The sequence below is a fragment of the Salana multivorans genome (genome assembly GCF_003751805.1).
GTDB classification, from domain to species: Bacteria; Actinomycetota; Actinomycetes; order Actinomycetales; family Beutenbergiaceae; genus Salana; species Salana multivorans.
The window spans coordinates 1,506,194-1,519,142 of sequence record NZ_RKHQ01000001.1; the positions used below are offsets into that span (position 1 = coordinate 1,506,194).

General features: G+C 74.2%; 11 protein-coding genes. 6 read left to right on the forward strand and 5 right to left on the reverse strand.

Annotated elements, in window-relative coordinates:
- Positions 1–4: 4 nt before the first annotated feature.
- Both EDD28_RS06730 and EDD28_RS06735 read right to left on the reverse strand, forming a co-directional pair.
- Complete coding sequence (locus EDD28_RS06730) at positions 5–3,205, reverse strand: lysylphosphatidylglycerol synthase transmembrane domain-containing protein (RefSeq protein ID WP_123738904.1); 3,201 nt, start codon at positions 3,203–3,205, stop codon at positions 5–7.
- A gap of 91 nt (positions 3,206–3,296) precedes the next feature.
- Entirely contained in the window at positions 3,297–4,100 is an 804-nt protein-coding gene (locus tag EDD28_RS06735; RefSeq protein ID WP_123738905.1) for a CPBP family intramembrane glutamic endopeptidase, read from the reverse strand.
- Between the two features lie 148 nt (positions 4,101–4,248).
- Here EDD28_RS06735 and EDD28_RS06740 point away from each other — a divergent pair, with 148 nt between their 5' ends.
- From EDD28_RS06740 to EDD28_RS06755, 4 genes are read left to right on the forward strand one after another with little or no spacing between them, the layout of a single operon-like run.
- The gene (locus tag EDD28_RS06740; RefSeq protein ID WP_123738906.1) at positions 4,249–5,031 is read left to right on the forward strand and encodes a hypothetical protein; all 783 of its coding nucleotides are present in this window, start codon (positions 4,249–4,251) and stop codon (positions 5,029–5,031) included.
- On the forward strand, positions 5,031–5,324 hold the full coding sequence (locus EDD28_RS06745; RefSeq protein WP_123738907.1) for a transcriptional regulator: 294 nt from the start codon (positions 5,031–5,033) through the stop codon (positions 5,322–5,324). The genes EDD28_RS06740 and EDD28_RS06745 overlap by 1 nt, the downstream gene beginning before the upstream one ends.
- Positions 5,321–6,292, forward strand: coding sequence for an ABC transporter ATP-binding protein (locus EDD28_RS06750; RefSeq protein WP_123738908.1), 972 nt, complete (start codon positions 5,321–5,323; stop codon positions 6,290–6,292). The genes EDD28_RS06745 and EDD28_RS06750 overlap by 4 nt, the downstream gene beginning before the upstream one ends.
- Positions 6,289–7,086, forward strand: a complete 798-nt coding sequence (locus EDD28_RS06755; protein ID WP_123738909.1) for an ABC transporter permease — start codon at positions 6,289–6,291, stop codon at positions 7,084–7,086. Before EDD28_RS06750 ends, EDD28_RS06755 begins: the two co-directional genes overlap by 4 nt.
- Before the next feature lie 53 nt (positions 7,087–7,139).
- On the opposite strand, the gene EDD28_RS06760 is transcribed toward EDD28_RS06755, so the two are convergent.
- From EDD28_RS06760 to EDD28_RS06770, 3 genes are all read right to left on the reverse strand, one after another.
- Positions 7,140–9,632 carry a heavy metal translocating P-type ATPase gene (locus EDD28_RS06760; protein ID WP_123738910.1) on the reverse strand — a complete coding sequence of 831 codons (2,493 nt, stop codon included), beginning with the start codon at positions 9,630–9,632 and terminating at the stop codon, positions 7,140–7,142.
- A 161-nt stretch (positions 9,633–9,793) separates the two neighbouring features.
- Positions 9,794–10,183, reverse strand: a complete 390-nt coding sequence (locus tag EDD28_RS06765; RefSeq protein WP_123738911.1) for a heavy-metal-associated domain-containing protein — start codon at positions 10,181–10,183, stop codon at positions 9,794–9,796.
- Positions 10,184–10,239: 56 nt separating this feature from the next.
- Positions 10,240–10,584, reverse strand: coding sequence for a metal-sensitive transcriptional regulator (locus EDD28_RS06770; RefSeq protein WP_123739978.1), 345 nt, complete (start codon positions 10,582–10,584; stop codon positions 10,240–10,242).
- Between the two features lie 111 nt (positions 10,585–10,695).
- Here EDD28_RS06770 and EDD28_RS06775 point away from each other — a divergent pair, with 111 nt between their 5' ends.
- On the forward strand, positions 10,696–11,754 hold the full coding sequence (locus EDD28_RS06775) for a DUF2330 domain-containing protein (RefSeq protein WP_123738912.1): 1,059 nt from the start codon (positions 10,696–10,698) through the stop codon (positions 11,752–11,754).
- A gap of 8 nt (positions 11,755–11,762) precedes the next feature.
- Positions 11,763–12,920 (forward strand): RsmD family RNA methyltransferase, encoded by a 1,158-nt coding sequence (locus EDD28_RS06780; protein ID WP_123738913.1) that lies wholly within the window; start codon positions 11,763–11,765, stop codon positions 12,918–12,920.
- The last annotated feature ends 29 nt before the right edge of the window (positions 12,921–12,949 follow it).

The window sequence follows — 12,949 nt, forward strand, 5'->3', positions numbered from 1 at the left end:
GGGCTCAGACCAGGTTGCGCTTCTGCAGCCACTGCAGGGCGAGCCACCCGAGCGGGATGCGGACCCAGAACGTGACGAGACGGAAGACGAACGCCGTCGCGAGGGCCACGGCGGAGCCGACGCCAGCGGCCGTGAGGCCGGACGTGAGCGCGAGCTCGACGGCACCGATACCACCGGGCGTCGGCACCATCGCGCCGGCCGTGTTCCCCGCGAGGTAGACGATCGACAGCGAGGTCACCGGCAGCGACTGGTCGAACGCCAGGAGCGTGAACCCGAACGCCGCGATGTACCCGACCGTCATGATGACGTTCCCGACGAGCGCGGCGACGAGCCGGCCCGGCTGCGCGATGACCCACACGAGACGCGGCCAGATCTGGCGGACAGTCGGCATGATCTTGGCGAGCACCCACCGGCGCACCCTCGGGACGAACAGCGCCGCCGTGAGCACGAGCACCACGCCGAGCACGACGAGGAGCACCGCGCCCGACGGGAGGCCGTCGAGCGCACCGGTCGAGCCCGTCACGAGCGCGAGCGAGAGCAGCAGGAGCACGGTGGTGATGAACTGCGAGACCTGGACGAGGGCGACGGTCGCGACGGCCATGGGGGTGTCGAGCCGGTTCTTCTGCAGGAAGCGCAGGTTGAGCGCTGCGGGTCCGACGCCGGCCGGCGCCACGAGTCCCACGATGCTGGCGGCGACCTGCACGAGCGTCGTCCGCCACAGGCTGAGCCGCTCGGGTGAGAACGCGACGAGCGCCATCGCCGAGCCGACGTAGGTCGCGAGGCCGAGCAGGAACGCCACCGCCATGAAGTAGGGGTTCGCCCCCCTGGCGAACCCGATCATCTCGCTGATGTTGAACTGGGTGAGGACGATCACCGCGGCGACGGAGGCGACGGTCGCGGTGATGACGGTGCGGCCGGAGAACCGGCGCATCTGGACGGGCGCGACCTCGGTGCCGCTCGGCAGGATGCCGAGCAGGACGCCCTGGACCTCCTTGAGCACCTTCTTGTTGCGCCGCGCCTCCGGCCGGGTGCGCTCGGGGAGCACGACGATCTGGAAGATCGGGGCGATCGCCTGCAGGTCCTCGCGGGTGAGGTTGCGGACGGCGCTGGCCATCGCGCGCTCCGGCCCCACGCGGAGCGCGAGCAGCGCGAGCAGCGCCACGACGTCGAGCCGGCGGGACAGCCGGGGCGAGGACGTCTCGCCCTGCGACCAGCCGGTGAGCAGCACCTGGTCGTCCCCGTCCAGCAGGATCGCGTGGTCGTCGAGGTTGCGGTGCGCGATGCCGGCGGCGTGCGCCGTGCGGAGCTGGCGCCACATGCCGTCGAGGACGTGGTCGGTGAGCCGGCGGGTCTGGACGTCGGCGAGCACCTGGGTGCCCGGCACGTGCTCCGAGACGAGGACGGCCGAGTCGTCCTCGAGCGTGAGCCCGCGCAGTCGCGGGGTCCGGACGCCGGCGGCCTCGACCGCGTAGGCCATGAGCGCGGCGCGGTCGACGGAGGCGCGCAGTGACACGGTCGTGCGGTGGGACGGGCCGCGCAGCCGCAGCGTGTTCCAGGTCGCGGCGAGGGTGCCGACGACCTGACGGTCCCCGTCGAGCACGCCGACGTCCCACACGCGTCCGGCGACGTCCCGGACCGAGTAGATGCGGTTCTCGCCCTCCTCCTCGCCGACGACGGCCGTCGCCGCGCGCAGCGGGGGACGCTGGCGCTCGCGCGGCTCCGGCGTCTGCGGCACCTGCGCGGTCAGCTCCTCCGGGATCTCCTCGCGGACGGGCGGCAGCTCGGTCGAGAAGTCCCAGGTCTGGGCGAGCAGGTCGCGCGCGCGGGGTCGCGGCGGCGCGACGGGGGCGGTGCCCGCGTCGTCCTCACCCGGACCGCCGACCGCGTCGTCGCCGGCGGGAGCTGCGTCGGCGGGGGCTGCGCGACGGGCCGCGTCGCCGTTGCCCTTCGCGTCCGGCTCCTCCGTCACGTAGCCGATCGGGGCGTCGGTGACGACGGTCTCGGGCTCGACTCCCTCGAGCGGGCGACCGTCGACGATGCGCAGGATGCGCTCGGGGTCGATGCCGCAGCGGCGCATCGCGACCACGAGACCCTCCCCGTACGCGCGGTCGCCGAGGACGCCCATCGCGTACCGGACGCCGAGCCCGACGGCGCGGCCGGCGAGCACGGAGGCGAGCGCGCCGGGCAGCGACATGCCGGAGCGGAGCACCTGGAGCACGAGCGTGAGCCAGAGGAGGTTCCAGGTCCAGGTGACGAAGCGACGCCGGTCGCTCGTGCCCATGACGGTGAGGTAGGCCGCGAGCGCGCCGATGACCGGGATGAACGCCGTGCTGCTCTTTCCCTGGACGCCGTTGACCAGGGCCTCGGGGCCGACGGTGGCGAGGAGCCAGTTGCCGCCGACGACGATGGCGGCGGCGAGACCGCCAGCGATGACGCCCTCGCCGACCTGGCGCGGGCGCCGTCCGATGAACGCCACCACCGCGATGACGAGCGGGAGCACGAGGGTGACGACGCCCTCGAGGATGTTGAGCGGGGCGAGCAGGAACGCCTTCACCGCCGGGGGGAGCGCGTCCGAGACGTCCTGGGTGACGCCCTCGGTCGTCGCGTGCGCGAACACGGCGAGGAGCAGGACCAGCACGACGCCGAGGAGGGCGAGGGCCGCCGCGACCAGGTCGCCGGGCCGGCGCAGCCGGTAGACGGGGAGGTCGACGACGGTCACGCGGCGCTCCGGCGACGGTTCGAGCGGTGCGGGGCGCGGGAGGCGCCGGACGATCTCGGCCGTCTCGCGCTCGATCACCGCGGTCCCGGTGGACGGCGAGGGCACGAGCTGCGCGGGGAGGGCCGGGGCTGCGGTGGTCGTCGGCTGCTGCTCGGTCGGCTCGTCGTCGTCGGTCGGCTCTACGGCGCCTTGCTCGTCGTCCTCGGCGACCGGCTCGTCGTCGGGGTCGACCCCGTCCTCGTCGTTTTCGGGCGCGGCGGGGGCGTCCCGCTCGGTCGAGGGCCGCGGCCGGGGGCCGGCGGCCTCCTCCAGGGGTTCGTGAGCCGATCCGGCGGGACGGGTGGCGTCGTCCGCGTCGTCGTCCCCGGTCCGATCGGCGACCGCGCGGGCGAGCTGGGCGAGGTCGAGCCGCTCGGTCGGCTGATACCCGGGGACGGACGACGTCGCGTCGCCGCTCTCCGGGTGCTCGTCCGAGGGCTGGGTCACGCTGGAAGTGTAGGTGCGACCCCCTCGCCGGGGCGTGGTTCCGCGGGTGGATGTCGGGTGAGGCGGGTCTCCTCCGCCCGGGGGAGACGACTCAGGCGAGACCAAGGGCCGCGAGCCAGGCGGCGGGCACGAGGGCGTAGCCGACGAACGCGACGACGTCGATCAGCGTGTGCGCGACGACGAGCGGCATGGTGCGGCGTCCCCAGCTCGGGACGAGGAAGTACCAGGCGAACAGGACGCCCATGAACACGTTGCCGATGGCCATCCCCGGTCCCTGGTACAGGTGGTAGCTGCCGCGCAGGAGGGCGCTCGCGGCGATCGTCGCGACGAGGCCCCAGCGCAGGTCGCCCAGGCGGGTGGTGAGGTAGCCGACGACGACGCTCTCCTCGAGGAAGCCGTTCGCCAGGGCCGCCAGGACGAGCACGGGGACGGTCCACCACACCGCCGTCAGGTTGGTCGGCTGCACCTGCACGGTGACGCCGAGCGCGCGGCCGAGCAGGTAGACGCCGAGCCCGGGGATGCCGACGCAGGCCGCGAGCGCGACCCCGTGCAGGAGGTCGGTGCGGACCCGGGTGAGGTCGAGGCCGATGCGCCGGAAGGCGGCGCGGACCGTCGGCGCGAGGAGGTAGATCGCGAGCAGCGCCGGCAGGGCGATGAACGCGATCCGGCGGAGCTGGTACAGGAGGTCGAGCCAGGGGCGGGCGTTGATCGTCGTGTTGATCGAGGCCGTCTGGTCGGCCAGCGGGACGTCGATCGTGTACCGGTCGACGAGGTTGAGGATCGCGTACGTCGCGCTGGCGAGGACGGTGACGCCGAGCACGAGCCAGATCTCGTAGGTCCAGCGGCGCCGCTGGGCGCGGCTGGGGAGGGGTGCGGCGTCGGCGGCGTCGGCCATGACCAGGTTCTACCAGGGATTCCTGGGCGAGAGGTGGGTCCGACCGCGCGAGCTCGCGGGACGCTCGGCGGGCACCGCGCCGGCGGAGCTCCCCCGGGGGGACACCGGGGGTTGACTGCCAAGAACTTTGTAGTGCAAAGTACTCGGCATGAGCACGAACGACTTCGACGACACCCGCGGCGGCGACGCAGCCAACGTCCCCGACCCCGCTGTCGCTGGCGCCGCTGCCGCGGCCGACCGCGACGCGGCGGCTGGCCCGGACGCCGTGGCCGAGCCCGGCGTCGACCCGGCCTTCGACCCGGCGCTCGCCCAGGCGATCCTCGACGCGCAGCCGGACGTCACGCGCCGCCTCACCATCGACGGAGCGGTCCTCTTCACCGCCTGGGGTCTCGCGTGGCTCGTCGGCTACCTGCTCCTGTGGTTCACCGGCCGCGAGAGCGCCGACGACACCGCGCCCGGGTGGGCGCTCGCGACGTTCTTCGGCCTGCTGGTCTCGGCCGGCGTCGTGACGGCCGTGCACATCGCCCGGCGCAGCCGCGGCGTCCGGGGCGTCTCGGCCGACTCGGGCCTGCTCTACGGCCTCTCGTGGACGTTCTCCTTCATCGCCGTCTCCTTCATCATCGGCGGGCTCGCCCAGCACGGCCTGTCCGGTCCGCAGATCGCGGTCCTCTCCAACGGCGTCTCCTGCCTCGTGGTCGGCGCCCTCTACATGGCCGGCGCGGCGATGACCCGCCAGCGGACGTGGTTCGTGCTCGGCGCCTGGATCGCGGCCGTCGGGGGCTTCACGACGGCGCTGCCGATCGCCCAGCTCTACCTCGTCATGGCGCTGGCGGGCGGGGGCGGCATGCTCGCCGCGGCCGCGCTCTCGTCCGTGCGAGGTCGATCGACCTCGCGCGGTGGCGGCCCTCGCGCCGACGGGGGGCGGGCGTGATGGACCTCGATCCCGTCATCCACGCCCCGGCCCGGCTGCGGATCATGGTGGCGCTCGCGGCCCTGCCCGCCGGCGACCAGGTCTCGTTCCCGCGGCTGCAGGAGGAGCTCGGGATGACCGCCGGCAACCTCTCCACGCACGCCCGCAAGCTCGAGGACGCCGCGTACATCGCGCAGGAGAAGACCTACCTCAAGCGCACCCCGGTCACCTATCTCGCCCTCACCGACACCGGCCGCGCCGCGCTCACCGCGTACCGCGCGACCCTCACCCAGCTCCTCGGAGGTGCCTCATGACCGCCCCACCCGCCACGCCGCCCGCGTCGTCCGCCGCGTCGTCGCCCGTCGTCACGCTCGATCGCGTGACACGCACGTTCGGCGACGTCGTCGCCCTCGACGACGTGTCGCTCGACCTGCACGCCGGCCAGCTCGTCGGCATGCTCGGCCCGAACGGCGCCGGGAAGTCGACGCTGCTCTCCCTTATCGCCGGGCTGCGCAAGCCGACGAGCGGCACGGTCCGCCTCATGGGCCGCGATCCGCGCGACCCGGTCGCCCGCATCGGCCTGGGGACCACGCCGCAGGAGACCGGACTGCCCGCGACGCTGCGGGTGCGCGAGGTGATCGACTTCGTCGCCGGGCACTTCCCCGACCCGATGCCGACCGCCGAGGTGATGGACATGTTCGGCCTCGGCGACCTCGCCCGACGGCAGACCGGGTCGCTGTCCGGCGGACAGAAGCGGCGGCTCGCGGTCGCGCTCTCGATCGTCGGGCGACCCCGCGTCGTGCTGCTGGACGAGCCGACCACCGGCCTCGACGTCGACGCGCGACGCGTGCTCTGGGACGCGGTGCAGGCCTACCACGCCGGGGGCGCCGCCATCGTCGTCACCAGCCACTACCTCGAGGAGATCGAGGCGCTGGCGCAGCGGGTCGTCGTCGTCGACGGGGGTCGGATCCTCGCCGACGACGACCTCGCGAGCGTCCTGTCCCGCGTCGGGTCGCGCACGGTCCGGTTCCGGCTCGCGGACGCGGCGGCGATCGCCGACGCCGGCGTCCTCGCCCTGCTCGAGCACGCCGAGCGGGAGGGCGACCGGTGGACGGTCGTGACGCCCGAGGCGGACGACCTCGTCCGCTCGCTCGTCGCAGCGGACGTGCCCTTCACGGGCCTCGACGTCCGCGGCGCCACCCTCGAGGAGGCGTTCGTCGCCATGACGAGCCCGGCCGCGCCGAACCCGGCGACCACCACCAACGGAAGGAGCGCACGGTGACAACGTCAACCGAGCGACCGACGACCGCAGCGCCGACCCCGCGTCCCGGCTGGCGTCTCGCCCTCACGCACACGAAGTTCCAGATCCTCGAGACGGTGCGCATCCCGATCGCGCTCGTCGGCAACCTGGTGTTCCCCGCCCTTGCGCTGCTCTTCTTCGTCGTCCCGCAGCGGGAGGTGGCGGACAACCCCGTCTTCGCCACCGCCGCCGTCGCCCAGCTCGGGATGTTCTCCGTCATGTCGGTGGCGATGTTCACGCACGGCGTCGGCGTCGCGGAGGACCGCGCGCTCCCGTTCGACACATTCGTCCGCGCCCTGCCGGCCGGCGCGATGCCGCGGCTCATGGGTCGGATCCTCACCGGGCTGTGCCTCACGGCGCTCGCGCTGGTGCCGCTGGTCCTGGTCGGGTGGCTCCTCACCTCCGCGACCCTGCCGCTCGGCCGGCTGGCCGCGTCCGTCGGGGTGGTGCTGCTCGTCGCGATCCCGTTCACCCTGCTCGGGCTGTCGATCGGGTACTGGCTCTCGTCGAAGGCCGCGATCGCCATCGTCCAGGTCGTGCTGTTCCCGCTCGCGTTCGCCGGCGGCCTGTTCATGCCGCCCGAGGTCTTCCCGCCGTGGATGAACTCGATCTCGCTCGCGCTCCCCTCCCGCGCCGGGCGCGACCTGCTCGTCTGGGTGACGTCGGGCCAGCAGCTCCCGGCGTCGACGATCCCGGTGTTCCTCGGGTGGACGCTCGTGTTCGCCGTCATGGCGGTGCTCGCCTACCGCGGCGACGAGGGGCGTCGCTACCGCTGAGCCGACGAGCGCGCCGAGGCGGACCCCCGGGTCGGCCTCGGCGCGCTCGTCCGTCAGGTCGTGGTGCGCAGGCGCAGCGAGTTCGTCACGACGATGACCGAGCTGAGCGCCATCGCGGCGCCGGCGATCATCGGGTTGAGCAGGCCGAGCGCCGCCAGCGGGATCGCCAGCACGTTGTAGGCGAACGCCCAGAACAGGTTCTGCTTGATGATCCGCAGCGTGGCGCGGGAGAGCCGGATCGCCTGCGGGACGCTGCGCAGGTCGCCGCGCACCAGCGTGATGTCGCTGGCCTCGATGGCCACGTCCGTGCCCGAGCCCATCGCGAGCCCGAGATCGGACTGGGCAAGGGCGGCGGCGTCATTGACGCCGTCACCCACCATGGCGACGACGCGGCCCTCCCGCTGCAGCCGCTCGATCTCGGTCACCTTGCCCTCGGGCAGGACGCCGGCCACGACGTCCTCGATGCCGACCTGGGCGGCCACCGCGCGTGCCGCGGCCTCCTGGTCACCGGTGAGGAGGAGCGGGGTGATGCCGAGGGCCCGCAGCTCCTCGACGGCCCGCGCGCTCGTCGGCTTGATCGCGTCGGTCACCGAGAGGACGCCCGAGCCCGCCGGTGCGCCCGCGTCGTCGGCCCCCCACGCGACGACGACCGTCGTCGCGCCCGTCGCCTCCAGCGGACCGACCGCGTCGCTCACCGCGCGCGGCAGCGTCACCTGCTCGGCCACCCAGCCGGGCCGGCCGACGACGACGGGGACGGTGGCGCCGTCGAGCGTCACCCGCGCGCGGACGCCGAAGCCGGCCTCGCCGCGGAAGTCGGTGACCGCGGGCGTGGTGAGCCCGTCGGCGCCGGCGACCACGGCCCGCGCGATCGGGTGCTCGGAGGGGCCTTCCACCGCCGCCGCGACGGCGAGGACCTGCTCGCGCGCCGTGCCGGGGCCGGCCACGACCTCGCCCAGTGTCATGGCCCCCTGCGTGACCGTTCCGGTCTTGTCGAGGACGGCGACGTCGACGCGGCGCGTGGCCTCGAGGATCTCCGGGCCCTTGATGAGGATGCCGAGCTGGGCGCCGCGGCCCGTGCCGACGAGCAGCGCGGTCGGCGTCGCGAGCCCGAGCGCGCAGGGGCAGGCGATGATGAGGACGGCGACAGCGGCCGTGAACGCGGCCTGGATCTCGCCGGTGGTGAGGCCGCCGCCGTTGGTCGCGCCGAGCACGAGCCAGACGGCCAGCGTCAGCAGCGAGAGGCCGATGACGATCGGGACGAACACGCCCGAGATGCGGTCGGCGAGGCGCTGGACCGGGGCCTTGCCGGTCTGCGCGCGCGAGACGAGCCGGCCGATCTGGGCGAGCGCCGTGTCCGACCCGACCCGCGTCGCGCGCACCAGCAGGGCGCCCGAGGTGTTGACGGTCGCACCGGTGACGGTGTCGCCCGGGGTGACGTCGACGGGGACGGGCTCGCCCGTCAGCAGCGACGTGTCGACGGCGGACGTGCCGTCGACGACCTCGCCGTCCGTCGCCACCTTCTCGCCCGGCCGGACCAGGAACAGGTCGTCGACCCGGAGGTCGCCGATCGGGACGAGCCGCTCCGTGCGGCCGCCGTCCGCCGTGGGCGTGACCAGCGTCGCCTCCTTCGCGCCCAGCTCGAGCAGGCTGCGCAGGGCGTCGCCGGACGAGCGGCGGGCCCGGTACTCGGCGTAGCGCCCCGCGAGCAGGAAGGTGACGACGACGGCCGCGACCTCCCAGTACATCTCGGGGTGACCGCTCGCGTGGGCCGAGCCGACGTCGGACAGGCGCGGGATGAACGTCGGCGTCATCCGCATGCCGATCTCGCCGCTGCCGCCCAGCAGGAGCGCCCACAGCGACCACAGCGACGCGGAGATGACGCCGAGCGAGACGAGCGTGTCCATCGTCGAGGAGCCGTGGCGCGCGGCGCGGAACGCGGCCGTGTGGAACGGCCACGCCGCCCACGTGACGACCGGGAGGGCGAGGACCGCGACGACCCACTGCCAGCCCGGGAACTGCAGCGGAGGGATCATCGAGAGGAGCATCACCGGGGTCGACAGGATCGCGGCGACGACGAGGCGGCTGCGGAGCACCGCGCCGCGGTCGGGGTCGGGCGCCGAGGTGTCGCCGTCGGGATCGTGCCCGGGGCCGTGGGCGTGGCCGGAGAGCGGGTCGGCGTCGTGCTCCGGGTGTCCGTGGTGCTCGGGGTCGGCGTGGTGCGCGTGGGGGTCGGCGTCGTGCGCGTCGTGGTGGTGGTCGTGCGACGACCCGGCGCCGGCCGGGGCGAGATCGGTGCGGGACACGACGCGCGCGGTGTAGCCGGCGCTCTCGACCGCCTTGAGCAGCTCGGCGTTCGCGACCGGCCGGGTGAGCAGCACGTGCGCGCTCTCCAGGGCGAGGTTGACCTCCGCCGTCGCCCCCGGCACCTTGCCCAGCTTGCGCTCGACGCGGCTGACGCAGCTCGCGCAGGTCATGCCGCTGACGGCGAGGTCGACCTCGGCGACGGGCGTCGGCTCGGTCCCGGTCTCGGGGTGGGTGCTGGTCATGGCGGGCTCGTTCCTACGTCTGGCGGCGTGCTCGGTCGGGTGCGTTCGGGTGTCTGGTGGCGTGCGGTGGGCGCGCCCGACGGACCCGCCGCCGGCCGGTGGCTCGGCGGGGGGTCGCGCGGGTCGTGGCGGGAGGTCGACGCGGGGTCGGCAGGCGGGGCTCAGGCCCCGCAGCCGCACCCGCCGCACCCGCAGCCGCCGGCCTCGCCGGCGGGCTGGGACGCGGTGGCCTCGTCCTTCGAGACGATCTCGACGGCCTGCGGGCCGACGCCGGCGACCTCGTCGCGGACGTCGGCGAGCCGGTTGAACTCCTCGGCGGCGCCGCGCGTGCTCAGCCCCGCGACGTCGTAGCCGGCCTCGTCGATCGCGCCGCGGACGGCGTCCTCGGCCAGCGGGCCGTCGGAGAAGACCGTGACGTGCGACGTGCCACCCGCGTCGAGGTTGACGGTGACGTTGCCGACGCCGTCGAGCGCCTCGAGCTCCTGGGTGACGGCGCTGACGCAGTGGCCGCAGGTCATGCCGGTGACGTCGACGGTGGTGATGGTGCTCATGGGGACTCCTCGGTCTGGAACGGATTCGGAACGGTCTGGGTGGTCGGGTCGGTCGGCTAGCTGCGGATGAGTCGCGCGACGGCCTCGGACGCCTCGCGCACCTTCTCGTCCGCCTCCTCCTGGCTGGATCGCGCCGCCTCGACGACGCAGCTGCCGAGGTGGTCCTCGACGAGGCCGATCGCGACGGCCTGGAGCGCGCGCGTCGCGGCCGAGACCTGGGTGAGGATGTCGATGCAGTAGACGTCCTCGTCGATCATCCGGGCGATGCCGCGGATCTGCCCCTCGATCCGGCGCATCCGGCGCGCGTAGGCGTCCTTCGCGTCGTGATAGCCGTGGCGGTGCCCGGGGGCGGCCTCGGCCGTGGCCTCGGGTGGTTCCGCTGTGGTGGTCGGGTCGGTCATGACGTCCATGGTACCCCTAGGGGGTATCTCACGCAACGAACCTGTGAAGATCTCCTGCCGAGCGCGGTCCCGGGTCGAGGAGATGGACCTCGCCCCTCTACGGTGATCCCCATGACGCCTCAGCCCCGTGCCGACCGCCCCGCGCGCCGCCTGCGTCGAGTCGCCGCAGCCACAGTGCTCGCGGTCGGCGGGATCGGGGTCGCGGTTCCGGCCGCCGCCGTCGACCCGATCGCCACCGCAGGCGCGCTCGACGTCGTCGACCAGACCACCGTCGTCTCCTGGGTCGACGGCGTCGAGCGCCTGCTCGTCGACGTCCGCGCCGTCGGCCAGCTGGAGTCGGGCGCGCAGTCGATGCTGATCCTCGCGACGCCGACCACGCCGACGATCACCGAGGGCTCGCGAGAGGTCATCACGGCCGTCGCCGCCGCCTCGGCCCCGGAGGAGGTCGTCGAGGAGCGGTGGTGGCCGGACCTGGAGTCGTTCGGCGGGTCCAGCGACGAGGCGGCGGCTGCGCGCGAGGCCGTCTACCCCATCGCTCCTGACGGCATCGGTGCCTACCCGGCCGAGTCGGCCGACTCGTGGATCTCCTGGCTGTCCGAGCGCGGGTACCAGCTCGCCGACCAGGACGTCTCGCTCATCCAGCGCTATGCCGGTGCCGGCTGGGCGATCTCGGTCGTGCAGGTGGAGATGCCCGCGGGGACCGTCAACGGCGGCCCGCCCCCGATCGACGTCAGCTTCGCGTCCGAGACGCCCGTCGTCCCGATGGTGCTCGCGTCGACCGGCTCGCAGTCGCTCACCTACACCTCCTACGTTCTCGCCGCCGAGCGGATGGACCGCTCGGACCCGCTGCGCGGCAACTCCACCCTCCTGTTCTCGGGTCCGGTGACGGCGCGGCAGTACCCGGAGCTGTCCGACTGGCTCGAGCCGTTCGGCGGCAGCGCCGTGCTCACGAAGTCGGTCCAGACCTTCCCGAGCCCGAGTCGGATCACCGAGGACCTGACGTTCTCGGTCTCGACCTACGGGCCGTTCGACGCCGGGACCGAGACGAAGGTCGTCGACCGCATCATCCTCGGCCTGCCCGCCGGACTCATGCTCGTGGCCGGCGGCATGCTGCTGCTCGCGATCCTCGGCATCGTGCTCTCCCAGATCCTCCAGCGCCGCTACCGCTAGGGCGTCCGATGGCCGCCGACGACCTCGACGTCGTCTTCACCGTCCTGCCCGGCGCGCTCCCCGCGCTGCGTCGCGAGCTCGTCCGCTCCGGGTTGACGACGTCACCCGAGGGTGGCGGGGCTCCTGAGGCCGACGACGGAGCGCCGGGCGACGGGCCGAACGACGCCGACGCCGACGAGCTGCGCCTGACGCTTCCCCGCACGGCCGAGACCCTCCGAACGCTCGCGCGGCTGCGCACCGCCGTGTCCGCCTCGCTCGCCGTCGCGACCGACACCGGCCGGCCGACGGGGCTGCTGTCCTCCGAGTCGCTCGGTGAGGTCGACCGGGTGCTCGAGGCGATCTCGTGGCAGCGCCCGCGCGTGACGTTCTCCGGGCTGCGGCTCGAGGCGGCGGGGGCGGAGACGCCGCAGATGCTGCGGATCGCCGCCGAGCTGGCCGAGCGCGCCGGCGTGCCGGTGTCCGAGGACGGCGACCTCGTCGTGCGTGTCCGGCGAGCGCGGGGTGCCGGCTGGGAGGCGCTCGTCCGGACGACGCCGCGGCCGCTGGCCACCCGGCCCTGGCGGACCGAGCGCTACCCGGGCGCGCTCAACGCGACGCTGGCCGCGGTCGTCGTCGACGAGGTCGAGCACGTCCGCTGGCAGCTCGGCGGCTCCGACGGTGGGGTCGACGGGGACGAGGGCGACGCGCCGGTCGTCGTCGACCTCATGTGCGGGAGCGGGACGCTCACGCTGGAGCGCCTGGCGCGCGGACGGGTGGCCAGGGCGGTCGCCGTCGACGTCGCCCCCGAGGCGATCGCGATCCTCGAGCGGCACCAGCGGGCGTCCCGGATCAAGGGCCGGATCGAGGCGGTGGTGGCGGACGTGGCCGACGTCGCGCGGACGGGCGGCGTGCTCGCCGACCTGGCGGGGACGGCCGACGTGGTCGTGGCGAACCCGCCGTGGGGCGAGCTGCTCGGGGCGCACGCGACGAACGAGCGCCTCTCCCGCGACCTCCTGGACGCGGCCGACCGGATCGGGGCGGACGACGTCGTGGTCGGCGTCCTCACGCACGACATCCGCCGGTTCGAGCGGGTCCTCGACCACGACGCCCGCTGGCGGCTCATCGCACGCCCGCAGCTCTTCGCGAAGGGGCATCGCCCGCGGCTGTTCGTCCTCGTCCGGGCGTAGGCGAGGATCGCCGTCGGACGGGTCCGCCC